Raw genomic sequence first — 24,883 nt, 5'->3', positions numbered from 1 at the left:
GACCGGGAGGGTATGCGCTCAGGGACCGGAACGGTGTGCGCTCAGGGACCGGGAGGGCGTGCGCTCAGAGGAGCGGCGCGATGCGGGCCTGGATGTCGGCGGCCAGTCGCTCGGGCGGCAGCGCGGCGTCGACGACGAGGAACCGCTCGGGTTCTGCGGCCGCGAGGGCGAGGAACGACTCCCGCACCCGGATGTGGAAGTCCTGCGCCTCGGCTTCGAGCCGGTCGAACCGCTTGTTGGCGTTGTCGAGACGACCACGGGCGACCGCGACGTCCAGGTCGAGGAGCACGGTCACGTCGGGCAGGAGGTCCTCGGCGGCCCAGAGCGAGATGCCGCGGATCTGCTCGGCGTCGAGCACGCGCCCGCTGCCCTGGTAGGCGACCGACGAGTCGAGGTACCGGTCCTGCAGGACGACCTCGCCCCTCGCGAGGGCCGGGCGCACCACGGTGGCGATGTGGTGTGCGCGGTCCGCCGCGTAGAGCAGGGCCTCGGCACGTGGGCTGATGTCGCCTCGGTGATGCAGCACGATCTCGCGGATCTCGATGCCGAGCTCACTGCCGCCCGGCTCACGGGTCCGGATGACCGTCCGCCCCTGCTGCTCGAACCAGTCGCTCAGGAGTCGCGCCTGCGTCGACTTCCCGACGCCGTCGCCGCCCTCGAGGGTGATGAACAGGCCCCGGGGGCGTCCTCCCTCGCTCACGTGACGGCGTCGGCCTTCGCCGCAGCCGCCTTGTTCGCAGCGCGGGTCGCGGCAGCCTTCTTCGCCGCTTCCGAACGGGCGGTCGACGCGGCCGTCGCGGACTTCGTGGCCGCCGTCTTGGCGGTCCCCGTCTTCGCCGCGGCGGTCTTCTTGGCCGGAGCCTTCTTCGCGGGTGCCTTCTTCGCGGGAGCCTTGCGACCGGCCTTCGGCTTCGCCGGTCCCTTCGCGCGCTTGTCCGCCAGGAGCTGGACCGCTCGCTCGAAGTCGACGTCCTCGACCTGCTCGCCACGCGGGATCGTCGCGTTGGTCACGCCATCGGTCACGTAGGCACCGAAGCGGCCGTCCTTGATCTTGATCGGCTTCCCGCTCTCGGGGTCGGCCTCGAACTCCTTGAGGGCGCTCGACGCCTTCCGGGCGCCGTACTTGGGCTGGGCGAACAGCTCGACGGCACCGGCGAGGTCGACCGCGAAGATGTCGTCTTCGGAGGTGAGCGACCGGGTGTCGGTGCCCTTCTTCAGGTACGGACCATAGCGACCATTCTGCGCGAGGATCTCTTCGCCGGACTCGGGGTCGGCGCCGACGACCCGTGGCAGGTCGAGGAGCTTGAGCGCGGTCTCGAGGTCGATGGTCGCGAGGTCCATCGACTTGAAGAGCGACGCGGTGCGGGGCTTCTCGGCCGCCGCCTTCTTCTTGGCTGGAGCCTTCTTCTTGGCACCCGCAGCCGGCTCGGTCACCTCGCCGGTCGCCGTGTCGACGGAGAGCTCCGCCTCGGGCTCCGGGTCGACCTCGGTGATGTACGGGCCGAAGCGTCCGTCCTTCGCGACGATCTCCTTGCCGGTCGTCGGGTTCACACCGATGACGCGATCGCCGACGACGGGTGCGTCGATGAGCTCGTGCGCCTTCGCGGGTGTCAGTTCGTCGGGCGCGAGGTCCTCGGGCAGGTTGACCCGACGCGGCGTCGGGGCTTCCTCACCCTCGGCCGGCGGCGGACCGTCGGGCGTGACCTCGAGGTACGGGCCGTACTTGCCGATGCGGAGCGTGACCCCGTCGTCGATGACGATCGAGTTGATGCGGCGGGCGTCGATGTCGCCGAGGTTGTCGATGACCTGACGCAGGCCGCGACCCGAGTCGTCGCCGAAGTAGAAGCCCTTGAGCCAGTCGACGCGGTCGACCGAGCCGCCGGCGATCCGGTCGAGGTCGTTCTCCATCTCAGCGGTGAAGTCGTACTCAACGAGTTCCTCGAAGTACTCCTCCAGGAGACGGACGACGCTGAACGCCACCCAGCTGGGGATGAGCGCCTGGCCGCGCTGCGTCACGTAGCCGCGGTCGATGATCGTGGAGATGATCGATGCGAACGTGGACGGTCGGCCGATGCCGAGCTCCTCGAGACGCTTCACGAGGCTGGCCTCGGTGTAGCGCGGCGGCGGCGAGGTCTCGTGCCCCTTCGCCTCCGGGTCCTCGATGCCGAGCTGCTGGCCTTCGGTGAGGGGCGGCAGCTTCGCCTCGGACGCGTCGTCCTGGGAGTTGCGGTCCTCGTCCTGGCCCTCTTCGTAGGCGGCGAGGAAGCCGCGGAAGGTGATGACGGTGCCGGACGCGGTGAACTCTGCGCGGCCCACGTCGGTCTTCGACTCGAGCGTGATCGTCGCGGTCGAGCCCTTAGCGTCGGCCATCTGGCTTGCGACGGTGCGCTTCCAGATCAGGTCGTACAGCTTGAAGTCGTTGCCGCGGAGCGTCGAGGCGAGCGAGGACGGCGTGCGGAAGGTGTCGCCCGAGGGACGGATCGCCTCGTGCGCCTCCTGCGCGTTCTTGCTCTTGCCGCTGTAGAGGCGCGGCTTGTCGGGCACCGTCTCGGCACCGTAGAGGGCAGCAGCCTGCTTCCGAGCCGCGTCGATCGCCTGCTTGCTCAGCGAGGGCGAGTCGGTACGCATGTAGGTGATGTAGCCGTTCTCGTACAGCGACTGCGCGACGCTCATCGTCTGGCGTGCGGAGAAGCGGAGCTTGCGACCGGCCTCCTGCTGGAGCGTGGAGGTCGTGAAGGGCGCCGCCGGCCGGCGGGAGTACGGCTTGGACTCGACGGAGAGGACGGTCGCCTTCGACTGCTCGAGCGCTGCGGCGAGCGCCGTGGCCCGCTGTTCGTCGAGCGGGACGGCACTGCCCTTGAGCTGTCCGAGGTCGTCGAAGTCGCGGCCGGTGGCGACGCGGTCTCCGTCGAGCCGGACGAGGCGCGCGGTGAACGGTGCTCCGGTGGCGTCGGCTTCGGGGAGGAAGCGGGCGATGACGTCCCAGTAGGAGGCGGCGCGGAAGGCGAGGCGCTCGCGCTCCCGGTCGACGACGAGTCGGGTGGCGGCGGACTGCACGCGTCCGGCGCTCAGTCCGGGGCCGACCTTGCGCCAGAGCACGGGCGAGATCTCGTACCCGTAGAGACGGTCGAGGATCCGGCGGGTCTCCTGGGCGTCGACGAGGTCGGTGTCGAGGGGCCGCGTCTTGTCCTTCGCGGCGAGGATGGCGTCCTTGGTGATCTCGTGGAAGACCATGCGGCTGACGGGGACCTTGGGCTGCAGGACCTGCAGGAGGTGCCACGCGATGGCTTCGCCTTCGCGGTCCTCATCAGTCGCGAGGAGGAGTTCGTCAGCGTTCTTGAGTGCGCGCTTGAGGTCCGCGACGGTCTTCTTCTTCGCGTCGGAGACGACGTAGTACGGCTCGAAGCCGTTGTCGACGTCGACCGAGAACTTGCCGAGCGAGCCCTTCTTGAGCTCGGCGGGAAGGTTCTTCGGCTCGATGAGGTCGCGGATGTGACCGACCGAGGACAGCACCTCGTAGTCGTCACCGAGATATCCGGCGATCGACTTCATCTTGGTCGGTGACTCTACGATCACGAGTTTCTTGCCTGCCACGAGGCTCCTTCCATCAGGCACACCATACACACGTGCACAGCAGGCTTGTCCAATCGTGGGGCGGCCACGCGCGTGTCCAACCCCTTGCGTTCTGCGGCGTTCGGAGCAGAATGTCTGCCATGAGTACCCAGACGAGTTACACCGTGAAGTTGACCGACGGTCCACTGGAGGGCAAGACGATCAGCGCCCGACTCAGCGACCATGGATCACCGACGCCCACCGTCGACGTGCCGAGCGGCACCGCCGGCAAGGTCTACCGGTACGCCCGGACGACCGGCGAGGAGTACGACGACTCCGGCGCCCCGAGCGCGGTCGACTACCGCTTCCTGGAGGCGGTCTTCACGACCGACTCCGGTCAGGGCTGACCGTTCTCACCGCTACCTCTTAATAGGTGGCGGTCACGGGCACCCCGACGACGGCGCCGGATGCATCTGGAGGAGGTCCGGCTCTCGCGGCGACCGTGATGGCGCCGAAGGCCGTGTCGACAGTGGCGTCGACGAGGATGGTGACGCCCTCCACGCTGCAGGTGCCGAGCGACGCCGCATTGCGCGCCGCGACCATGCGAGCAGTTTCGCAGGGGAAGCCTGGGAGCCTGCCGGACGCGGTGTCGGCCGCCGCCAACGCGGCTGCGTCGGCCGCGTTCGCCGCTCGCTGATGAGCGGCGAAGAGCGTCACCACGGGCAGTGTCGCCAGGAGGACGGCGATCAGGGCTCCGAGGACGCCTGCCGCCAGGACCGACCCGGCTCCGGTCTCGTCGCGCAGGCCTTCCGTCGCGCGGAGGGCGATACGGCGCAGCTGCACGTTCACCGGCCACCACCCATGGCGCACGAGGACGCCGACACCGGGACGACGCCGGCGAGGCCGGATCCGCCGACGGCGTCGACCCGCACGCAGACGAGGTCCCCCTCCATGCCACTCGTCATGGTGGCTCCCGGCAGGACGCGCGCGACCCGACCCGCCGCGATTCCGGTGTCGTCGCCTCGCCCCAGACTCCGGGCGGCGTCCGCAGCCGCGTCGGTCGCACGGAGCTGGGTGACCCCCACCTGCACCGCGGAGAGCCCCATCGCCAGCACGAGGACGACGGCCGGGACGACGACCGCGAACTCCGCCGTCACCGCGCCGTCCTCCGAACGGCATGCCGGCACCTGCAACCGCACGGCTCAGCCGTTCGCCGTCAGAGCTCGTCGGATGAGGTCGGTGAGGATGCCCCGCACCTCGTCTCCGCGGAGGATGGCGACGAGGAGCCCGGCGAACCCCACGGCCGCCATCGTGGCCACCGCGTACTCCGCCGTGGCGGACCCCCGTTCGTCCTGCAGGACGCGCCGCACCTCGCGCCTGACGCTGTGCTCGACTCGACGACCGATCGTGATCATGGTGTTCCTTCCCCGCACCGGAGTGCTGCGCTCGTGGCACGAACACCTCCATGTTCGGCGAACGCGTCCAGCGACGCGCGAGCGGAGCCGACGTCGGTGACGGGCCGCGTCGACCGGCCGGTTGTGGAGCGATCTCGCCTTGCACCCGACCGCTATTCATGCTTGAGTAATAGTCATGGATGAACAGCTGGCGGCGCGCGACTCGCAACTCCTCCGGGGCGTGTTGCCGATGCTCATCCTGTCCACCGTGCACCGCGGTGAGACCTACGGGTACGAGCTCGTCGAACGCCTCCGGGGCCTCGGTCTCGCCGATCTGGCGACCGGAGTCGTGTATCCGGTCCTCAGCCGGTTCGAACGCGACGGACTGGTGACCGCGCGTCGGGTCGCCTCCTCGGGCGGCCCAGCACGGAAGTACTACGCGATCACCGAACGAGGAGACGCGGCGAGGCTCGACGCCATCGCCCGCTGGAGGGCGATGACCGACATCGCCGAACGAGGAATCGACCCTGAAGGAGCATCAGCATGATCGACCAGAAGCGCCCCACAGCGGACGACCTGCTCGCCGAGCGCGCTGCACGCGGACTGAGCCTCGCGGACCGCTGGCGACGCGACTCGTACCTGCAGCGCCTCGACTGGCACCTCGAGGCCGTGGTCACGGGGCGGGAACGCCGCTCGATCATCCGTTCACTCCGGGACGAACTCTCGACCGATCGGCGACCGATGACGATCGCACTGGCCGACCTCGGCTCACCACGCGCTCTGGCCGCCCGCTACGCCGACGACCCGGCCCGGTTGCGACCGACCTGGTCGATCGGGGTCATCTGGGGCGGCATCGCGATCCTCGCCTACTGGTTCTCGTTCGCCCTCTTCACCCTCGGGATGCTCGCCGTGGTCGAGCAGTCGACGCTCGATGAGGCGCACGCACGGTTCTTCTTCGTCGACGTGCTCGCCTTCGCCAACGAGGACGGCATCGGTGTCGGCTGGTCAGGTGACGTCGCATGGATCCTCGTGCCGATCGTGATCATCACCGTCGCCGTGCTCATCGGAGCACGGGTCTGGCGGGCTTTCCTTCGATCCCGCGACTGAGCAGACCGCTCCGCCGCGAGTCTGCGTCAGAACCCGAGCGTCGTCGAGGTGACGACGCTGAGGAGGAGCGGAGCCACACCGACGAGGAGGAAGGCCGGCAGGATGCAGACCCCGAGCGGGATCATGAGGCGGGTCGCGAGGATCACTGCAGCCCGCTCGCCGTCGGACCGCGCCTGATCACGCTGCTGCTCCGCCTCGCTGCGCAGCAGCTCACCGGCGGGGATGCCTGCCCTGGCCGAGAGCGCGAGGACGCTCGTGATCGTGGCACCGTCGTAGGGGACGACGAACCGCTCGCACGCCTCCTCGACGATCGACCGGGCAGCCGGCGCCGCTCCCCCACCCGCCATCGCCACGGCGACGAGGTCGAGCGACAACCCCGGTGCGGGGTCGCGCCTGGCCGCCCGTGCACTGAGCGCCGAACTCCAGCGCGCACCGACGATGAGGAACGCCACGCCGGCCGCGAGACAGCAGAGCCCAGGAGGCGTCGCGAAGAGCGTCCGCAGCGTGTCGAAGCCGAGGGCCATCCCGAGGAGGACGGCGACGAGTGGCAACCAGAGCACCAGCCTCGCCGTCGCGGACGGTCCGGCGAGCGCCGTGCCGACGTCGCGACCGATGCGGTCCAGCTCGCGCAGCGACCCGGCGAGGTCGCGCAGACAGACACCGAGTGGCGCGCCGCTGATCGCAGCGACCTGCCAGGCGGCGGCCAGGCCCGCCCAAGCCGTGCGCGCGCCCGCACCCGTCTCCTGATCAGCGATGGCGGCGATCGCCGCCGGGAGGTCGCCACCGTGGGCCGCAGCATCGGCCACCGCTGACAGCACCGCCGCGTCGGCTCGATGATCGCTCGTCGGGCCGGCTTCGTCGTCCGGTTCATCCGTCGCGAGGCCGACGGACACCGCGGCGGATCGGGTCTGTGCGTCGGCGTCCGCTTCCAGGGCCAGATGCCTCCAGGCGCTCCCGGGGGCGACACCGGCACCCAGGAGCACGGCCAGGCGACGAGTCGTGCGCGCCACGCGTGCCGGGCCGTCGTCATCGGGCGGGGCCGCACCGGGAAGCGCGGCGAGCACCCGCTGCAGGACCCTCAGCCCGCTCACGGCAACTCCTCGACGGAGAGGCGGTCGTGTTCGTCGATCAGGAGGCGGCCGACCGCCACCACCTGCCGACCGACCGGGAGCCGTGCCAGGTGCACGACGAGTCCGATCGCGCTCGTCGCCTGACGGGCGACGGCCTCCTGACTCATGCCGGCGAGCGCACCGAGCGCTTCCAAACGGGCGGGCACGTCGGTCACGGAGTTCGCGTGGAGGGTGCCTGCACCGCCGTCGTGCCCGGTGTTGAGCGCCGACAGCAGCTCGCGCACTTCGGGCCCCCGGCACTCGCCGAGGACGAGCCGGTCGGGACGCATGCGGAGGGCCTCGCGCAGCAGGCGTTCGAGGTCGATACCGCCGGCCCCCTCCAGGTTGGCCTGGCGCGACTGCAGCGCGACGACATGGGGATGGAGGATCCGCAGCTCCGCGACGTCCTCGATCACGACGAGCCGCTCGGCGGGCGAGGCGAGCCCGAGAAGCGCGCCGAGGAGCGTGGTCTTGCCGGAGCCACCCGCACCGGTGATGAGGATGTTCGTCCGGGCCGCGACGGCTTCACGCAGCAGCTCGGCGACCGCCGCAGGGAACATCCCGGCGGCCTGCAACGCCTCAAATCCCAGCGCCTCGTCGCGCGGCACCCGGATGGACAGGAGCGTCCCTCGCGTCGACACCGGCGGGAGCACCACGTGGACCCGCACCCCGTCCTGCAGACGCACGTCGACGCACGGCGTCGCCTCGTCGACGTGCCGCCCGCCTCTCGCCACCAGGCGCACCGCGAGCGCGCGGATGGTCGCCTCATCGGAGCGCCACCCCGCCTCGCGGACGAGCCCGGCACCGTGGTCGAGCCAGAGGCCCGAAGAACCATTGACGAAGAGATCGGTGACCCCCGGATCGGCGAGGTAGGGAGCGAGAGCCCCGAAGTCGGCGAGCGCCGTGACCCCGCGCGACTCGCCCGCACGCGTGGCTTCGGCGTCGGCCGACGCTTCCGGCGGATCAGGAAGGGTGGCCTCGGGCGGGACGGAGACGACGAATCGATCGGACATGCGGCGAGCGTAGAAGCCCAGGCTCGAACCCCGAGGCGCGGAGGCGCGGACCTCGCAAGCTGACGCGACCGGCCTCGCTTGTGGAGCGTCGTCGGCGAACCTCAGTGCGGCTCAGCGACCGATCGTCGAGGCGCGGATGACGAGGTCCGCAGCGATCACCGGGGCAGGTGCCACCGTCCGGCCCTCGATCCGGGCGAGGAGTTGTTCGGCGCCTGCGCGACCGAGCGCCTCGCCGGGCAACCGCACACTCGTCAACGGCGGGTCGCTCACGACCGACGACGCCAGGTCGTCGAACCCGACCACCGCGAGCTCCCCCGGCACGGGCATGCCCATCGCCCGCGCCGACTGCAGCACCCCGTACGCATGCGTGTCGGTCGCGCAGACCAGCGCGGTCACCCCGGCGTCGCGCCACCGCGGCCAGCTGTCGACGAACGCCGCGGCCGCCGCTTCGAGGTCGATGATGCTCTCCGCGCGATCGTCCGCGTGCACCCGCATCCCGCGCACGGCGGCCTCACGCTCGAGCAGCAGTCGACGCAGGAGGAACGTGTCGGTCGCCGTCCGCCCACCGAGGTACCCGAGCTGCCGGTGACCCAGGACGTGGAGGTGGTCGAGGAGCGCCCGGACACCGCCGAGGAGGTCGAAGTCGACGGAGACGGCGCGTCGGTCGACGGCGACGCCGCCGGACGCCGCCTCCGCCGTGGTCGTCGGGAGGCGGGGCGCGTCGAGCAACACGAGCGCCGTGTCGAGCCGGAGCTCCTCCAGGAAGGCCTCGCTCGGCGCGTCGACCACTACCCCGGCCGGTCGGAGGGCAGCCAGTCGGCCGAGCGCCGCCGCCGTGGGCACGTCGCCTTCCCCGGTCACCGACACGAGCAGCTGGTACGCATCACCGAGGCCGGCCCTGAGCCCGCGGATCACCGCACCGAAGTAGGGGTTCGACGCATCCGGTGTCACGAAGACGACCAGGTTGCTCGACCCGCTCGCGAGTGCCCGTGCGGCGTGGTCGGCCACGTAGCCGAGCTCGGCGATCGCCTGGCGCACCCGTTCGGCGTTCTGCGCCGACACGTGACCGGCATCCTTGCCGTTGGCGACGAGCGACACGGTCGCGACCGACGTCCCGGCCCGCTCCGCCACCATCACCGCCGTCACGCGACGGGCTGCGCGTGGCTGGGGATCGTTCGGTTCGAGGGGCACCCGTCGATCGTATCGGGGCTGCGGAACCCTGGGCCGAACGACCCGGTTTGGCGAACCTAAAGCGCTTGACGTAGGCTGCTCCCGGCGGACCTGAAGCGCTTTACGTGCCCTGTCGCCCGCTTCCCCAGCACCCCAACGATGTGGAGAACCATGCCCCGCAAGATCATCCTCGACTGCGACCCAGGCCACGACGACGCGATCGCGATCCTCCTGGCACACGGCAACCCCGAGATCGAGTTGCTCGCCGTCACGACCGTCGTCGGCAACCAGACGCTCCCGAAGGTCACCCGGAACGCCCTCGCCGTCGCCCGCATCGCCGGGATCACCGACGTGCCGTTCGCCGCCGGTGCCGACCGCCCGCTCGTGCGCCCGCTCGAGAACGCACCGGACATCCACGGCGAATCGGGCATGGACGGACCCGTCCTGCCCGAACCGGCGATCGCCCTCGACGACCGGCACGCCATCGACCTCATCATCGACCTCGTCATGTCGCACGAACCGGGCGAGATCACCCTGGTCCCGACCGGCGGTCTGACGAACATCGCCCTCGCGGCCCGCAAGGAGCCGCGCATCGTGGAGCGCGTCAAGGAGGTCGTCCTCATGGGCGGCGGCTACCACGTCGGCAACTGGTCGGCGGTGGCCGAGTTCAACATCAAGATCGACCCCGAGGCCGCGCACATCGTCTTCAACGAGAGCTGGCCCGTCGTCATGGTCGGCCTCGACCTCACGCACCAGGCCCTCGCCACCCCGGAGGTCGTCGAGCGGATCGCCGCGATCGGCACCGGACCGGCGCGCTTCGTCGAGGAGCTGCTCGAGTTCTTCGGCACCACCTACAAGGACGCACAGGGCTTCGACAGCCCGCCCGTGCACGACCCGTGCGCGGTCGCCTACGTGATCGACCCGACGATCGTGCGGACCGTCAAGGTGCCGATCGACATCGAACTCACGGGCACGCTCACCCTCGGCATGACGGTCGCCGACTTCCGCAGCCCGGCTCCGGACGACTGCAGCACCTGGGCCGCGACCGAACTCGACCACGCACGCTTCTGGGGCCTCGTCACCGACGCCCTCGAGAACATCGGGGAGATCGAACTGTGAGCGACCTCCTGAACTCGACGAAGCCCGCCGTCCGCATCGGCGCCCTCATGACGGCGCTGCTCGCCGCGTGCGTCGCGTTCCAGTTGAACGCCAGCATGCTGAGCCCCGCGCTCGTCAGCATGGCCCGCGAACTGCGGACCGACGACGCTACCATCGGCCTCTCGCAGACCATGTTCTTCACCACCGCGGCGCTGTTCTCGGTCTTCCTCCCCCGCCTCAGCGACATCGTCGGCCGGAAGCGCGTCCTGACCGCGATGCTCGTCATCATGCTCGTCGGCACCGTCGTCGCGGCACTCGCCGTGAACGTCGAGATGCTGTTCGTCGGCCGCATCATCCAGGGCGTGTCCGGGCCGGTCGTGCCCATCACCCTGCTCATGCTGCGCGCCGAGGTCACCGACCCGAAGCGGTACGGCGCCATGATGGGCCTCATCACCGCGGTCAACGGCGGCATCGCCGGGATCGACGCCCTCGCCGGCGGCTGGCTCGTCACGAACCACGGCTTCCGGTCCGTCTTCTGGACCATGGCCGTCGTCGCAGCCGTCGCGATCGTCTTCGTCGTCCTGTGGGCCGCGAACTCGCAGCCCTCGAAGGGCACGAGGATGGACTGGTGGGGCGTGCTCCCACTCGTCGTGTCGATCGCCGCATTGCTCACCGCGTTCAACGAGGCCGGCAAGCTCGCGGCGGCGAACTGGTTGCTCGTCGGCGGGTTCATCGTCGTCGCCCTCGTCGCGTTCGCGATCTTTTGGACCGTGGAGAACCGCGTCGCCGAACCACTGGTCGCCACGAAGTACCTCCGCCAGCGCGGCACCTGGGCGCTCCTGCTCACGACGCTGCTCACCATGACCGGTGTCTTCGCCGTCGCCAACGGCCTCGTCACCTCGATCGCCCAGAACGCCGACGCGGGGTTCAGCATGGAGGCCGACCTCGCCTCCCTCGCGTTCCTGACGCCGTACGCCCTCGTCGGCTGGCTCGTCGGCCCGTTCGCCGGTCGTCTCGCGCCCACGCTCGGCTACCTGAACGTGCTCCGCATCGGCCTCATCGGCAGCATCGTCTCGATCGTCATCATGGCGCTCGTCGGCGTGCACTCGCTTCCCGTCCTCATCGCGACGACCGTCCTCATCGGTGCGACATACGCGGGCATCGGCAACATCATGCTCAACGGGCTCGGCATCGTCCTGTCGCCGAAGGAGAACCCGGGCTTCCTGCCCGGGCTGAACGCGGGCGCCTTCAACCTGGGTGCCGGCCTCAGCTTCGTCGTCCTCCCCGCCGTGCAGATCGCCGTCGCACCCGCCGGAGGGACGTCGACGGCCGGGTACACGAGTGCCATGCTGGTCGGCGCGGGCATCACCGCGGTCGCCCTGCTGGTGTCGTTCCTCATCCCGAAGCCCGCGAGCGCCGAGGTCCGTCCGGCCGAGACCGCCTCGGCAGCCTAGGAGGGTCACCATGCAGAGTCCACGCATCGTCGTCGTCGGGTCCTTGAACGCGGACCTCGTCGTCCGCACGGCACGCTTCCCACAGCCCGGGGAGACGCTCACGGGATCCGAACTCGCCGTCATCCCCGGCGGCAAGGGCGCCAACCAGGCGGTCGCCGCGGGCAGACTCGGCGGCGACGTCACCATGGTCGGCGCGGTCGGCGACGACGCGCACGGATCCCTCCTGCTCGAGTCGCTCTCGAGCTCCGGAGTGGACGTCTCCCGGATCGCCCAACGTGACGACGTCGCGACAGGCACCGCGGTCATCACCGTCGACGACGCCGGGGAGAACACGATCATCGTGTCGCCCGGGGCGAACAGCACCCTCACGCCGGATCGGATCGGCGAGGCGTGGTCGGCGCTCGACGGCGCCGGCGTCGTCTGCCTGTGCCTCGAGGTGCCGATCGACACCGTACTCGAGACGGCCCGGCGGGGCGCTGCGGCCGGCGCGCTCGTGCTCCTCAACCTCTCCCCCTACGGTCCGGTGCCGGAGGAGCTGCTCCAGGCGACCGGCGTCCTCCTCGTGAACGAGCACGAGGCGGCCGACCTCGCCGGGGTCGACCCGGAGGAGGCCGGGTGGGAGGCGGTCGCCACGGCGCTGCGCAGCCACGGCATCCGACGAGCCGTCGTCACGACCGGGGCCGCGGGCAGTGTCGTGATCGACGGCGAGGCCGACCCGACGTCGGTTCCGTCGCCGACGGTGGACGCCGTCGACACCACCGGCTGCGGCGACGCGTTCATGGGTGCCCTCGCGCTGCGACTCGCTGCCGGAGACGAGCTCGTCGACGCGGCTCGATTCGCCTCGACCGTCGGTAGCTACGCGGCGACCGGGGCCGGCGCCCAGGCGTCCTACCCCGACCAGGAGCAGCTCGCAGCGTTCCTCGAGCAGCGATGAGACACGAGGTCCCGCGTCGACCGACGCGGGACCTCGTGTCGGTTCACCCGGCGGCGATCACCCAGAGGTAGAGCACCGCAGCAGCGGCGATCGCCCAGCTCGTGAAGCTGCCGACGAGGAACTCCTCCGCCTTGCCGCCGACCCCGCGATCCTTGGAGATCTCCGGGAAGCGCACGATGCCCTTCGCCGCGACGAGGGCGGCGATCACCATGCCGGTGCCACTCAGCGCGAGGACGACGATGAAGACGCGTTCGAGCGGCCCGATCAGTCGGCCGCCGAGCAGCTGCGTCGTCGGACGCAGCGGTGTGCCGTCCTGCTCGACGCTCCCCCACTCGCGACCGCGGACCTTGACCGTCCAGGTGGAGGCGGGTGTGGCGGTCGGTTGCGGCTCATCGTCCTCACGCGCGCGGCGCAGCGAGGCCCTCACGATGAGGTTGCTGCTCCGGGTGAGGAAGACGAGCGTGGATCCGGCTGCGACGGCGAGGGCCAGGGGAACCTCCTGCAGCACGCCGAGGTCGAAGTCCTCGTAGACCTGCGCTGCGGCACTGTCGGCCGTCCCGCCCGCCCCGAACACGAGCGTGGAGGCGACGACGAGGAGACCGAGCAGCAGCACGGGCCAGAGTCCGCGCGGTCTCGAGGTGTCCGAGGATGGCATGGTCACGATCCACCCGAGGGCGACGAGGCCGGTCAGCGTCGGCCACCACCAGTCGAGCCCGAGGCTCAACACGGCGAACAACCAGACCACCACCAGCCCGATGGCCGGCGACCAGCGCGGGCCCCGGATCAGTCCACGACAGATGTCGGCGACCCCGATCATGAGCAGCAGGACGGCCGTGATCATCGAATCGGCGCCCCGGCGAGCAGGTCGAGGGCCGAGACGAGCGCGGCGCCGCCCGATCGTTGCAGGTTCTGCGACACCGCGGACTGCGAGATGCCGACGTCGGCCGCCATCGACTCCTGTGATCGGCCGAGGAGCGCACCCGCGGCGAGCTGCCGCTGTCGGGGGTTCCGCATCTGATCGATCGTGTGATCGCGCAGGGTGAGGAGTGCGTTCACGATGGCGTCTCCGTCCTGGGGTGCTTCGCCCTCGAACCACGATCGCAGGTACGGCTGACGTTTGTCCTCCCGTCGATGCGCCTCATCGATGGCGGCTCGGGCCCGCCACCAGGCGGAGCCGTCCTGGATGAGAGCATCCTGGCCGGCGTCGATGTCCGTGACCTCGCCCCAGCCGAGACCGAACCGGCAGTCGACCTCCGCGGGGAACAGGAGCCGTGCGAGGGTGGTGGCACGCAGTGCGGTCGCGACGTCCGCGTACACGACCTGGAACTCGTCGCCGACCGTGGGACGCAGCGGCTGCTCGGCGGGCCAGGTGGCCTCCACCTGGAGGAAGACGTCCTGGATCGCGCGTTGAGCCCGGGTGCGATCGTCGAGACGGCGGGAACCCACGATGTCGACGACGACGGCCAGGAGGAGATCGGTCATCTCAGAAGCATAGAGCTGATACTTGCAGAACTATAAGCAATATTCGAATACTCCCCGGTGGCCACCCGCAGCCGGCGCCGGAGACAGAAGAAGGCGGCACCCATTGGGGGGAATGGGTGCCGCCTCTACAGTGCCGGATTGGGGGGAATCGCTGGCACTGCATGCACGAATGTGTATTCGGCCGGGTCCAAGTGTACGCCAGTGAACGGGGAACACAAGCACTCAGACGACCCCAGATCGAGTGGTTTCCCTACCATGCCCAGATCATTCACAGACTGGGCCCACGAGTTTGTTCGGATGGGTGACAAATCCGCAACCGAGAACGCGCTACGCTCGTGCATGGCACGGACTCGACCCGCCTCGGCAGGTCGGGTCAGGAACGCGGATTCGCAAGGGAGCGAGACACACACGATGAGCACTCAGATCGACAGCCTGCTGCACGAAGACCGACGATTCCCACCGTCGGAGGAGTTCGCCGCGCAGGCGATCGCCAGCGCCGAGCTCTACGAGCGGGCGTCGAGTGACCGGCTCGGCTTCTGGGCCGAGCAGTCCCGCGAGCTGCTCACGTGGAGCAAGCCGTTCACGAAGACCCTCGACTGGTCGAACCCTCCCTTCGCGACCTGGTTCGACGACGGCGAGCTGAACGTCGCCTACAACTGCCTCGACCGGCACGTCGAGGCCGGCAACGGCGACCGCGTCGCCCTCCACTGGGAGGGCGAGCCCGGCGACACCCGCACGATCACCTACGCCGAACTCACGGCAGACGTCAAGCGCGCGGCCAACCTGTTCACCAGCCTCGGCGTCGAAGCCGGCGACCGGGTCGCCATCTACCTGCCGATGATCCCGGAGGCGATCGTCTCCATGCTCGCCGTCGCGCGCATCGGCGCGGTGCACTCGGTCGTCTTCGGCGGGTTCAGCGCCGACAGCCTGCGCTCCCGCATCGACGACGCGGAGGCCAAGCTCGTCATCACCGCCGACGGCGGCTACCGCAAGGGCAAGGTCTCCGCACTCAAGCCCGCCGTCGACGCGGCGCTCGCGAGCCGCGGCGAGCTGCCCGAGCAGGCGACCGTGGACCACGTGCTCGTCGTCCGTCGCGGCGAGAACGAGGTCGACTGGACGGCCGGACGCGACCTCTGGTGGCACGAGGCCATCGCCGACGCCGAACCCGAGCACGACGCGCAACCGTTCCCCGCCGAGCAGCCGCTCTTCATCCTCTACACCTCCGGCACCACCGGGAAGCCGAAGGGCATCCTGCACACCTCGGGTGGCTACCTGACGCAGACGGCCTTCACCCACAAGAACGTCTTCGACCTGCACCCCGAGACCGACGTGTACTGGTGCACGGCCGACATCGGCTGGATCACCGGTCACAGCTACGTCACCTACGGCCCCCTCGCGAACGGCGCGACGCAGGTGCTCTACGAGGGCACGCCGGACGCCCCGCACCCGGGACGCTGGTGGGAGATCATCGAGAAGTACGGCGTGAGCATCTTCTACACGGCTCCGACGGCGATCCGCTCCTTCATGAAGCTCGGTCGCAAGATCCCGAAGCAGTTCGACCTCTCGTCACTCCGCCTGCTCGGCTCGGTGGGCGAGCCCATCAACCCCGAGGCGTGGATGTGGTACCGCAAGATCATCGGCAACAAGGTCGCGCCGATCGTCGACACCTGGTGGCAGACGGAGACCGGGGCGATCATGGTGTCGGCCCTCCCCGGTGTCACGTCGACGAAGCCCGGCAGCGCGCAGGTCCCGATCCCGGGCATCGCCATCGACGTCGTCGACGACGCGGGTGACGCGGTCGGTGCCGGCGGTGGCGGACTCCTCGTCGTGACCGAGCCCTGGCCGTCGATGCTCCGCGGCATCTGGGGCGACCCCGAGCGGTTCAAGGAGACCTACTGGGAGAAGTTCTGGGACGTCGAGGGCGGCCCGTTCTACTTCGCCGGCGACGGTGCCCGACTCGACTCGGACCGCGACGTCTGGCTGCTCGGCCGCGTCGACGACGTCATGAACGTCTCCGGACACCGACTCTCGACCGCTGAGATCGAGTCGGCGCTCGTCGCCAACGAGATGGTGGCCGAGTCCGCCGTGGTCGGTGCGGCCGATGAGACCACCGGGCAGGCGGTCGTCGCCTTCGTCATCATCAAGGAGTCCCACCTCGAGCAGGCGTCCGGACTCGCGGACATCACCGGGGCGCTCCGCAGCTGGGTCGGCGAACAGATCGGTCCGATCGCCCGCCCACGCGAGGTCTACCTCGTGAACGAGCTGCCGAAGACGCGCTCGGGCAAGATCATGCGTCGTCTCCTGCGCGACGTGGCCGAGGGCCGCGAGGTGGGCGACACCACGACGCTCGCCGACACCACGGTCATGCAGATCATCACCGACAAGATGGTGAAGAGCACGTAGGTCCTCACAGCGTCGCAGCAGGAGATCCGCTCCGCAGCAGGAGAACGTAGCCACGTTCGTCCTGCTGCGGGGCGGATCTCCTGTGCTCCACAGGGCAGACTCGCGGGCGCCCCATCCCCAGCGCGCCTGGGTGGGGCATGTGGCCGCGCCCGGCCAGCGAAGCTGAGGTGATGGACCTCACCCCGTGGATCGACCGGCGCGATGGGATCGTGCATCGTCTCGACGCGCTCGATGCAGGAGCGACCAAGCACGGCATCGAACGAGCAAAGCAAGCAGGCTCGGTCCGAGTCGTGAGGCGTAACTGGCTGGTGACCGAGGCGTGTGATCCTCAGCTCCTCTTCGCGGCGACGCGCGGCGGACGATTGACGTGTCTGACGATCGCCGGTCGTCGCGGCTGGTGGAACCTCGCTGACGGGTTCGTCCATCTCTCCGTCCCCTCGACGTCTGCCGCGACGACTGAATCAGGGCTGCGGCTCCATTGGAGCGCGACTCCGGCGCCGGTGTCCACCCGCACGCTGGTGCAGCCACCGGTGAATGCGCTCGTCCACATCGCCGAGTGCCAACCGTTCGAACGCGCGCTCGCGGTCTTCGAATCGGCTGTCCGCGTCGGCCATGTCGACCTCGACCGTCTCAGACTGTTGCCGATCCGTTCCCGCCGATTCAGAAGGGTGATCGACCGCGTCAGCCACCTCTCCGACTCGGGCATCGAGTCGATACCGCGCATCCGTCTCGCGCGGATCGGCGTCCATATGCGCCAGCAGGTCGTGGTCGACGGTCACCGGGTCGACGGACTCATCGGCGAACGCCTCGTCCTGCAGTTCGATGGACACGCTCCGCATCAGGATGCGTCACAACGGAGCCGCGACCTCGCGCAGGATCGCCGTCTCGCGCTGTCCGGCCACACCGTCCTGCGGTTCAGTTACCAGCAGGTCATGCACGAGTGGACACTCGTCGAGCGCGAGATCTCAGACGCGATCTCGCAAGGCAGGCATCAGTGGTGAACGCAGGAGATCTGCTCCGCAACAGGATGAACATGACTACGTTCTCCTGCTGCGGAGCGGATCTCCTGTTGTGACGCCGCGCGCTAGGCGAACTCGACGATGAGCTCCACCTCGACGGGCGAGTCGAGCGGGAGCACGGCGACGCCGACGGCGGAGCGGGCGTGCACGCCGAGGTCGCCGAAGATCTCGCCGAGGACCTCTGACGCACCGTTGATGACGCCGGGCTGGCCGGTGAACGCCGGGTCGGAGGCGACGAAGCCGACGACCTTGACGATGCGGGTGACGCGGTCGAGCGAACCGATCTGGCTCTCCACCGCGGCGAGCGCGTTGAGCGCGCACGTCCGGGCGTAGGACTTGGCGTCGGCGGGCGAGACGAGTCCGTCGCCCTCACCGACCTTGCCGGTGGCGGGGAGCTTGCCGTCGGTCATGGGCAGCTGGCCCGAGGTGAAGACGTGCTCGCCGGAGACCACCGCGGGGATGTAGGCGGCGACGGGCGGGACGACGGTGGGCAGGGTGATACCGAGCTCGGCGAGTCGGTCGGCGATCTGGGACATGGGGGTTCCTCCGGGACGTCGGGTCAGTCGGCGATGGGGCGCTTGAGGTAGGCGACGAGCCCACCCTCCGGACCGGTGACGACCTGGACGAGCTCCCAACCCTCCCCGCCCCAGTTGTTCAGGATGGCTGCCGTGTTGTGGATCATCAACGGCGTGGTGAGGTACTCCCAGCGGGTCATGTCTCTCCTCGATCGGGCGCTCCGCGCGACGAGGCGGAGGCGCAGGGGATGCTCATGGCGAGCCCCAAGTGAAGCTCGCTCACAGTTTCCCCGCTTACCTTCGATCCTATGCCTGAACCACGTACCCCCGCGAAGACGGTCGCGCAGAGCGTCCTCGGCTTCGTCGGCTTGAGCGTCGCCGCCGGTGTGCTCGCCACCGCCGCGGTCACCCCTGCCATCGCGATGACCGGTCTCGCCACCTCCACGGGCATCTCCGTCTTCGACGGCCTCCCCGACTACCTCCAGCTCGACTCGCTCGCCCAGAAGTCGAGCATCTACGCCAAGGACTCCGCCGGCAACCCGGTGCTCCTCGCCTCCTTCTACGACCAGAACCGGATCGAGGACAGCTGGGACCAGATCTCCCAGTTCGCGAAGGACGCCGCCGTCTCGGCCGAGGACCCCCGCTTCTTCGAACACGGTGGCATCGACCTCGCGGGCACCGTCCGAGCGGTCGTCAACAACGCCGCCGGCGGCTCGACGCAGGGTGGCTCCTCCATCACGCAGCAGTACGTGAAGAACGTCCTGGTGCAGAAGGCCGAGGCCATCCCCGACAAGAAGGAGAGCGACGCGGCCTACGAGGAGGCGACCGCGACGACCCCGGAGCGCAAGCTCAAGGAGATGCGACTCGCGATCGGCCTCGAGAAGACGTACGGCAAGGAGGACATCCTCCGCGGGTACCTCAACATCTCCGGTTTCGGCGGACGCGTCTACGGGATCGAGGCTGCGTCCAACTACTACTTCAACACCACGGCGGCGAACCTCACGCTGGAGCAGGCGGCGACCCTGCTCGCGATCGTCAACAACCCCGAGAACCTCAGGATCGACAAGCCCGACAGCGCCGACAACGGCGCGGCGAACGGCTACGCCCTGACGAAGACGCGACGGGACTACGTCCTCGACCAGATGCTCAAGGAGCAGAAGATCTCCAAGGAGCAGCACGACACCGCCGTGGCGATCCCGATCACCCCGACGATCGTGCCGCCCGTCACCGGCTGTTCCGCGGCCGGGTCGTCCGCCTACTTCTGTGACTACGTGACGAACGTGCTGCAGAACAACGAGATCTTCGGTTCCACACAGGACGAACGGTGGACGAACTTCAAGCGCGGCGGGTACAGCGTCTTCACGACCCTCGACCTGGACCTGCAGAACGCATCGCAGGCGGCCATCGACGAGTACGTCCCGAAGACGACCACGGAACTCGACCTCGGCGCCGTCTCGGTGAGCGTGCAGCCAGGGAGCGGGCGGATCCTCGCCATGGCCCAGAACAAGGACTACTCGCAGGATCCCGATGTCCTCGCGACGGGCTCCAACTACAGCGCGATCAACTACAACACTGACCAGGCCTACGGCGGCTCGGCGGGCTTCCAGCCCGGGTCGACGTACAAGATCTTCACCCTGACGGACTGGCTGAAGTCAGGCAAGGGCGTCAACGAGTCGATCAACGCGAACCGCAGATCCGACTGGGGAACCTTCACCAACAGTTGCGTCCCGGGTGGGACGGAGCAGGCCGAGGCCGGGTGGAGTCCGCGGAACGACGAGGGCGAATCGGGGTCCTACACCGTGAGACGCGCCACGCAGCAGTCGATCAACACCGCGTTCATCGCGATGGCGCAGGAGCTCGACCTCTGCGACATCAGCAAGACCGCTGAGTCGATGGGTGTGCACCGTGCCGACGGCGCGCCACTGAACAATTCCCCCGCCACCGTGCTCGGCACGAATGAGGTCGCTCCGCTGAGCATGGCGACCGCCTTCGCGACGCTCGCCGCCGGCGGCAAGACGTGCGACCCGATCGCGATCGACTCGATCACGAAGCCCGACGGTTCCACCGCCGAGGTCCCCTCGGCGAACTGTCGTCAATCCGTCGATGCGAAGGTGGCGGCCGCGGCCGACGACGTCCTCCAGGGCGTCGTGTCGAGCGGCACCGCGTCCGCGTCGGGCGCCCGCACCGACGGCGTGGGTGAGTTGATCGGCAAGACCGGCACCACCGACAACGCCGAAGCGACCTGGATGAGCGGTGCGAGCACGACGGTCGCGACGGTCGTCGGCACCTTCAACGTCAGCGGACACGTCAACCTCCGCGACACCTACATCGGCGGAACCCAGGTCGCGTCCATGCGGCACTACATCTGGCCGGCGGTCATGTCCGCCGCGCTCGCCAAATATCCAGGTGGCGACTTCCCCGAGGCGGATCGCGCCACGCTGCAGGGCGACGGTTCCGGCAGCAGCGAGGAGGACTCGACGCCCGCGCCGACACCCACCGCCGACCCGACGCAGGCCCCGAGCGAAGCGCCGACACCGGCCCCGGACGACGGCGGGGACACCGATGGGACCGGCGAGGACGGCGGGCCCGCAGCCCCGGGGAACGTCCCAGGTAACGGCGGCGGGGCCGGGAACGGGAACGGGAACGGCTCGCCCGGATGATCGGGTGCGGCTGCCGGTCGCACGCCGACCGGCAGCCGCATCGGTGCGCCCGGCGGCAACGATCGGGTTTCAACGCAGCCCTGAGCGGGCCTTTTTCAGGATTGTCGCTTAGCATCGATCCATGCCTCAACAACATCGCACGGCCACCGGTGTGCTCGGCGGCTTCCTCGGCTTCCTCGGCCTGAGTGTCGCCGCGGGCGTCCTCGTCACCGCCACGGTCACCCCGGCGCTCGCCGTCACGGGGATCGCGACCAACAGCACGATCAACGTGTTCGATGGTCTGCCCGACTACCTGGCCCTCGACGAGCTGGCGCAGAAGTCCAACATCTACGCGACCGACAGTGCCGGTACGCCGCAACTCCTCGCGTCGTTCTACACGCAGAACCGCATCGAGGTCGGCTGGGACCAGATCAACCAGTTCGTGAAGGATGCGGCGGTCTCGGCCGAGGATCCGCGCTTCTACGAGCACGGCGGTGTCGACCTCACGGGCACGATCCGTGCTGCCGCGATCAGCCTGTCCGGCAACGACCTCCAGGGTGGTTCGTCGATCACGCAGCAGTACGTGAAGAACGTGCTCGTGCAGAAGGCCGAGGCGATCACCGACAAGGAGAAGATGGAGGCCGCCTACGACGAGGCCACCAAGACCACTCCGGAGCGCAAGCTCAAGGAGATGCGCATGGCCATCGGCCTCGAGAAGCGCTACGGCAAACAGGACATCCTCCGGGGCTACCTGAACATCGCCGGCTTCGGCGGCCGCACCTACGGCATCGAAGCCGCTGCCAACTACTACTTCGCGACGAACGCGGCGAACCTCAACCTGGAGCAGGCCGCGACGTTGATGGCGATCGTGAACAACCCCGAGACGCTGCGTCTCGACCGCCCCGAGAGCGAGACCAACGGCGCGGCCAACGGCTACGCGCTGACGAAGGACCGCCGCGATTACGTCCTCAAGCAGATGATCAAGGAGGGCAAGATCACGCAGGAGCAGTTCGACGTGGCCATCGCCACCGTGATCACGCCCACGATCACGCCGGCGAGCACCGGTTGCCAGACGGCCGTGAACATCAGCCCCGGCTCCGGGTTCTTCTGCGACTACGTCACGCGGGTGTTCCAGAACAACCCGATCTTCGGTGAGACCGAGGACGAGCGGTGGGCGGCGTTCAACCGCGGCGGCTACAGCGTGTTCACCACACTCGACCTCGACCTGCAGTGGGCCGCACAGACTGCGCTCGACGCGTACATCCCGCACGCGAGCGACCAGCTCGACATCGGAGCGGTCGCCGTCACGGTCCAGCCGAAGACCGGCCGGATCCTCGCAATGGCGCAGAACAAGGACTACACGAACGATCCGGAGATCGCTGCGACCGGAGCGAACTTCAGCGGCGTCAACTACAACACCGACTACGACTACGGCGGGTCCAGCGGTTTCCAGCCCGGCTCGACGTACAAGACCTTCACCCTCGCCGAGTGGCTGAAGGAGGGCCACGGCCTGAACGAGGGCGTCGACGGTCGCAAGCGATCGCCATGGGGTACGTTCAAGGACTCCTGCGCCGACGGCGGCACGGTCTACGCCGGTTCCGACTGGAACCCCGGCAACGACGAGGGCGGCAACGGCGGGTACTACACGGCGCTGCAGTCCACGAAGGCCTCGATCAACACCGGCTTCATCGCCATGTCGAAGCAGCTCGACCTCTGTGGTATCCGCAAGACGGCCGAGTCGATGGGCGTGCACCGGGCCGACGGCGGGCCGCTCCTGCAGTCCCCTGCCACCGTGCTCGGCACGAACGAGGTCGCCCCGCTGAGCATGGCGACGGCCTTCGCGACCTTCGCATCCGGCGGCGTGACCTGCGACCCGATCGCGATCGATCGCGTCGTCAAGCCCGACGGCACGGAGATCCCCGTTCCGGCGGCGAACTGCCGCCAGGGTCTTGAGCCCAACGTCGCGGCGACCGCGAACGTCGCCCTCCAGGCGACCTTCAACGGTGGTACGACGAGCGCATCCCGCATCGGTGACGGTATCCCGCTCATCGGTAAGACCGGCACGACCGACAACAACGAGGCCACCTGGATGAGCGGTGCGAGCACCTCCGCGGCGACCATCGTCGGCGTCTTCAATGCCACCGGTCACGTCAACCTCCGACGTACCTACTTCGACGCCGGGCAGGTCGCGGTCCTCCGTCACTCCATCTGGCCCCGCATCATGGAGGTCGCCAACGGCAAGTACGGCGGCACAGCCTTCGGCGACCCGGATCCATCCCTCATCAACGGCCAATCCGTCCAGGTACCGGACGTCGCCGGGAAGTCCATCGAGGAGGCGCAGCAGATCCTCGAGGATGCCGGCTTCGGCTTCGAGAACGGTGGCGCCGCCGACTCCGCCCTCCCCGTGGGTCAGGCTGCCAGCACGAACCCTGCCGGCACCGTCCCGAAGGGCTCGATCATCACCGTGTACACGAGCAACGGCCTGGTCGGCGTGATCCCTGATGTGAGCGCTGCAGCCAGCTTCGACGATGCGAAGGCGGCCATCCAGGGTGCCGGATTCTCGAACGTGGGTCAGAAGTGCGTCGCGGATCCCGCGGCTACGGCCACGAAGGTGACCGGCGTGGATCCGCCAGCGGGTTCCCAGGCGAAGAAGGACGCGAAGATCACCGTGACGATCACGAAGAACAAGTGTTGACGCTCTGACGCGATGACGAGGGGCCCGGTCGGATGTCGACCGGGCCCCTCGTCGTAGCCGCGGATGCGCTCCGGGCGTCTTCGGAGGGGTCAGCGGGTACGCTCGTGGGACGGTCGGCACCACTCGACGACCGAGGAGGAGACGATCGATGGCGGCACCCATGAGTACCGGCGGCAGACTCGGAACGGCAGCGGCCGTCGTGGCAGGCCTCGGGGCCCTCACCTTCGGGTACGCGGCGGTCATCGAACGCAACGCGTTCACCCTCCGGAGGGTGACCGCTCCGGTCCTGCCGCCCGACGCCGAGCCGATCACCATGCTGCACCTCTCCGACCTCCACATGGCGCCCTGGCAGCGCCGGAAGCAGGCCTGGCTGCGGTCGCTGGCCGATCTCCGGCCGGACGTCGTGATCAACACGGGCGACAACCTGGGACATGAGCAGGGCATCGACGGGATCCGGGCTGCGCTCTCGGTGTTCGCCGGGGTTCCGGGGGCGTTCGTGCACGGCTCGAACGACTACTACGGTCCGACCGCGAAGAACCCCTTCAAGTACTTCACACAGACCTCCTCGAAGCACGTCTCCCCGACGACACTCGACACGGGCGCGCTCGAGCGGTTCTTCATGGACGAACTCGGCTGGATCGACCTCAACAACGCGGTCGGTGAGATCTCGGTCCGCGGGACCCGCCTCGACCTGTTCGGCGTCGACGACCCGCACAAGCACTTCGACCGTCTGGACACGTTGACCGCACTCATCGACGAGCGACTGGACGCCGAGACGTTGGAGACCGACGACCCGTCCCTGGCGCACACCGTGACGGTGGGCGTGATGCACGCTCCGTATCGGCGAGTCCTCGACGCCTTCGTGACGCAGGGGGCGCAGTTCATCTTCGCAGGGCACACCCACGGTGGTCAGGTCTGCGTGCCGGGCTACGGTGCGCTCGTGACGAACTGCGACATCCCTCGTAAGCAGGTGAAGGGGCTCAGCGTCTGGCGCCACGCGCTCCGCTCGGCGTACCTGAACGTGTCCGCGGGCGTCGGCACGTCCATCTACGCGCCCGTGCGCTTCGCCTGCCGGCCGGAAGCGTCGCTCGTGACGCTCCTCCCCCGTCGGACGGTGGTCTGACCGGGCCCGGCTGCCCTTCGACAGGCTCAGGGACCGGGACACCCTCCCCGGGGAAACAGAGAAGCCCGGTCAGACGATTTCTCGTCTGACCGGGCTTTGCTGTCGGGGTAGCGGGATGTGCAACCCGCCAGCCCAGCGGACCGCCAGCCCGGGGAAAACAGAGAAGCCCGGCGGAT

Annotated in this window: 24 protein-coding genes; 11 read left to right on the top strand and 13 right to left on the bottom strand. The window is 69.1% G+C overall.

The window, feature by feature from the left end; genetic code table 11:
• Positions 1 to 64: 64 nt before the first annotated feature.
• Positions 65 to 700: a dTMP kinase gene (gene tmk / locus ITJ62_RS16040; protein WP_194604187.1), complete on the bottom strand. Its 636-nt coding sequence runs from the start codon at positions 698 to 700 to the stop codon at positions 65 to 67.
• Complete coding sequence (topA, locus tag ITJ62_RS16035) at positions 697 to 3,552, bottom strand: type I DNA topoisomerase (protein WP_194604528.1); 2,856 nt, start codon at positions 3,550 to 3,552, stop codon at positions 697 to 699. Before topA ends, tmk begins: the two co-directional genes overlap by 4 nt.
• A gap of 161 nt (positions 3,553 to 3,713) precedes the next feature.
• Here topA and ITJ62_RS16030 point away from each other — a divergent pair, with 161 nt between their 5' ends.
• Entirely contained in the window at positions 3,714 to 3,959 is a 246-nt protein-coding gene (locus tag ITJ62_RS16030) for a hypothetical protein (protein ID WP_064294660.1), read from the top strand.
• 19 nt (positions 3,960 to 3,978) lie between these two features.
• Here the strand turns inward: ITJ62_RS16030 and ITJ62_RS16025 are convergent, their stop codons facing one another.
• Genes ITJ62_RS16025 through ITJ62_RS16015 form a run of 3 tightly spaced genes read right to left on the bottom strand, consistent with a single transcriptional unit; the run spans position 3,979 to position 4,967 of the window.
• A complete protein-coding gene (locus tag ITJ62_RS16025; RefSeq protein WP_194604183.1) occupies positions 3,979 to 4,401 on the bottom strand; it encodes an Rv3654c family TadE-like protein in 423 nt (140 codons plus the stop codon).
• Positions 4,398 to 4,709, bottom strand: a complete 312-nt coding sequence (locus ITJ62_RS16020; protein WP_194604179.1) for a TadE family type IV pilus minor pilin — start codon at positions 4,707 to 4,709, stop codon at positions 4,398 to 4,400. Before ITJ62_RS16020 ends, ITJ62_RS16025 begins: the two co-directional genes overlap by 4 nt.
• A gap of 45 nt (positions 4,710 to 4,754) precedes the next feature.
• Complete coding sequence (locus ITJ62_RS16015) at positions 4,755 to 4,967, bottom strand: DUF4244 domain-containing protein (RefSeq protein ID WP_191941614.1); 213 nt, start codon at positions 4,965 to 4,967, stop codon at positions 4,755 to 4,757.
• Between the two features lie 175 nt (positions 4,968 to 5,142).
• Between ITJ62_RS16015 and ITJ62_RS16010 the strand changes: the two genes are divergently transcribed.
• A complete protein-coding gene (locus tag ITJ62_RS16010) occupies positions 5,143 to 5,493 on the top strand; it encodes a PadR family transcriptional regulator (protein ID WP_194604176.1) in 351 nt (116 codons plus the stop codon).
• Positions 5,490 to 6,053: a hypothetical protein gene (locus ITJ62_RS16005; protein WP_228498541.1), complete on the top strand. Its 564-nt coding sequence runs from the start codon at positions 5,490 to 5,492 to the stop codon at positions 6,051 to 6,053. Before ITJ62_RS16010 ends, ITJ62_RS16005 begins: the two co-directional genes overlap by 4 nt.
• A gap of 26 nt (positions 6,054 to 6,079) precedes the next feature.
• Here ITJ62_RS16005 and ITJ62_RS16000 read toward each other — a convergent pair whose 3' ends face one another.
• The 3 genes from ITJ62_RS16000 to ITJ62_RS15990 all read right to left on the bottom strand — a co-directional run bounded on the left by ITJ62_RS16000 (position 6,080) and on the right by ITJ62_RS15990 (position 9,366).
• Positions 6,080 to 7,144: a type II secretion system F family protein gene (locus ITJ62_RS16000; protein ID WP_194604173.1), complete on the bottom strand. Its 1,065-nt coding sequence runs from the start codon at positions 7,142 to 7,144 to the stop codon at positions 6,080 to 6,082.
• On the bottom strand, positions 7,141 to 8,175 hold the full coding sequence (locus tag ITJ62_RS15995) for a TadA family conjugal transfer-associated ATPase (RefSeq protein WP_194604170.1): 1,035 nt from the start codon (positions 8,173 to 8,175) through the stop codon (positions 7,141 to 7,143). Before ITJ62_RS15995 ends, ITJ62_RS16000 begins: the two co-directional genes overlap by 4 nt.
• 111 nt (positions 8,176 to 8,286) lie before the next feature.
• A complete protein-coding gene (locus tag ITJ62_RS15990) occupies positions 8,287 to 9,366 on the bottom strand; it encodes a LacI family DNA-binding transcriptional regulator (RefSeq protein WP_370581962.1) in 1,080 nt (359 codons plus the stop codon).
• Positions 9,367 to 9,516: 150 nt separating this feature from the next.
• On the opposite strand from ITJ62_RS15990, the gene ITJ62_RS15985 reads away from it, so the two are divergent.
• Genes ITJ62_RS15985 through ITJ62_RS15975 form a run of 3 tightly spaced genes read left to right on the top strand, consistent with a single transcriptional unit; the run spans position 9,517 to position 12,831 of the window.
• On the top strand, positions 9,517 to 10,464 hold the full coding sequence (locus tag ITJ62_RS15985) for a nucleoside hydrolase (protein WP_079003118.1): 948 nt from the start codon (positions 9,517 to 9,519) through the stop codon (positions 10,462 to 10,464).
• Positions 10,461 to 11,897, top strand: coding sequence for an MFS transporter (locus ITJ62_RS15980; RefSeq protein WP_370581959.1), 1,437 nt, complete (start codon positions 10,461 to 10,463; stop codon positions 11,895 to 11,897). The genes ITJ62_RS15985 and ITJ62_RS15980 overlap by 4 nt, the downstream gene beginning before the upstream one ends.
• A gap of 10 nt (positions 11,898 to 11,907) precedes the next feature.
• Complete coding sequence (locus ITJ62_RS15975; RefSeq protein WP_194604167.1) at positions 11,908 to 12,831, top strand: ribokinase; 924 nt, start codon at positions 11,908 to 11,910, stop codon at positions 12,829 to 12,831.
• 43 nt (positions 12,832 to 12,874) lie between these two features.
• Here ITJ62_RS15975 and ITJ62_RS15970 read toward each other — a convergent pair whose 3' ends face one another.
• Both ITJ62_RS15970 and ITJ62_RS15965 read right to left on the bottom strand, forming a co-directional pair.
• Positions 12,875 to 13,672, bottom strand: coding sequence for a hypothetical protein (locus ITJ62_RS15970; RefSeq protein WP_194604164.1), 798 nt, complete (start codon positions 13,670 to 13,672; stop codon positions 12,875 to 12,877).
• Positions 13,669 to 14,313 (bottom strand): SatD family protein, encoded by a 645-nt coding sequence (locus ITJ62_RS15965; RefSeq protein ID WP_194604161.1) that lies wholly within the window; start codon positions 14,311 to 14,313, stop codon positions 13,669 to 13,671. The genes ITJ62_RS15970 and ITJ62_RS15965 overlap by 4 nt, the downstream gene beginning before the upstream one ends.
• A gap of 411 nt (positions 14,314 to 14,724) precedes the next feature.
• On the opposite strand from ITJ62_RS15965, the gene acs reads away from it, so the two are divergent.
• Positions 14,725 to 16,716, top strand: a complete 1,992-nt coding sequence (acs, locus tag ITJ62_RS15960; RefSeq protein ID WP_194604157.1) for an acetate--CoA ligase — start codon at positions 14,725 to 14,727, stop codon at positions 16,714 to 16,716.
• 461 nt (positions 16,717 to 17,177) lie between these two features.
• On the opposite strand, the gene ITJ62_RS19095 is transcribed toward acs, so the two are convergent.
• Positions 17,178 to 17,546, bottom strand: a complete 369-nt coding sequence (locus ITJ62_RS19095) for a hypothetical protein (RefSeq protein ID WP_228498539.1) — start codon at positions 17,544 to 17,546, stop codon at positions 17,178 to 17,180.
• Here ITJ62_RS19095 and ITJ62_RS19375 point away from each other — a divergent pair.
• Positions 17,466 to 17,717 carry an endonuclease domain-containing protein gene (locus ITJ62_RS19375; protein WP_370581972.1) on the top strand — a complete coding sequence of 84 codons (252 nt, stop codon included), beginning with the start codon at positions 17,466 to 17,468 and terminating at the stop codon, positions 17,715 to 17,717. The two genes, ITJ62_RS19095 and ITJ62_RS19375, sit on opposite strands and share 81 nt — an antisense overlap.
• Before the next feature lie 83 nt (positions 17,718 to 17,800).
• Here ITJ62_RS19375 and ITJ62_RS15950 read toward each other — a convergent pair whose 3' ends face one another.
• Positions 17,801 to 18,271 (bottom strand): RidA family protein, encoded by a 471-nt coding sequence (locus tag ITJ62_RS15950; RefSeq protein WP_175117467.1) that lies wholly within the window; start codon positions 18,269 to 18,271, stop codon positions 17,801 to 17,803.
• A gap of 23 nt (positions 18,272 to 18,294) precedes the next feature.
• Entirely contained in the window at positions 18,295 to 18,450 is a 156-nt protein-coding gene (locus ITJ62_RS15945) for a hypothetical protein (RefSeq protein WP_162852301.1), read from the bottom strand.
• A gap of 108 nt (positions 18,451 to 18,558) precedes the next feature.
• Here ITJ62_RS15945 and ITJ62_RS15940 point away from each other — a divergent pair, with 108 nt between their 5' ends.
• From ITJ62_RS15940 to ITJ62_RS15930, 3 genes are all read left to right on the top strand, one after another.
• Positions 18,559 to 20,910, top strand: a complete 2,352-nt coding sequence (locus ITJ62_RS15940; RefSeq protein WP_194604151.1) for a transglycosylase domain-containing protein — start codon at positions 18,559 to 18,561, stop codon at positions 20,908 to 20,910.
• 121 nt (positions 20,911 to 21,031) lie between these two features.
• Positions 21,032 to 23,584 carry a transglycosylase domain-containing protein gene (locus ITJ62_RS15935; protein ID WP_194604148.1) on the top strand — a complete coding sequence of 851 codons (2,553 nt, stop codon included), beginning with the start codon at positions 21,032 to 21,034 and terminating at the stop codon, positions 23,582 to 23,584.
• Between the two features lie 148 nt (positions 23,585 to 23,732).
• The gene (locus ITJ62_RS15930) at positions 23,733 to 24,707 is read left to right on the top strand and encodes a metallophosphoesterase (protein ID WP_228498537.1); all 975 of its coding nucleotides are present in this window, start codon (positions 23,733 to 23,735) and stop codon (positions 24,705 to 24,707) included.
• Positions 24,708 to 24,883 lie beyond the last annotated feature (176 nt).

The organism is Plantibacter sp. VKM Ac-2876 (genome assembly GCF_015350715.1).
Taxonomy (GTDB): domain Bacteria; phylum Actinomycetota; class Actinomycetes; order Actinomycetales; family Microbacteriaceae; genus Plantibacter; species Plantibacter auratus.
The sequence above is the reverse complement of the archived record's forward strand: the minus strand, read 5'-3'. Positions and strand labels throughout refer to the sequence as shown.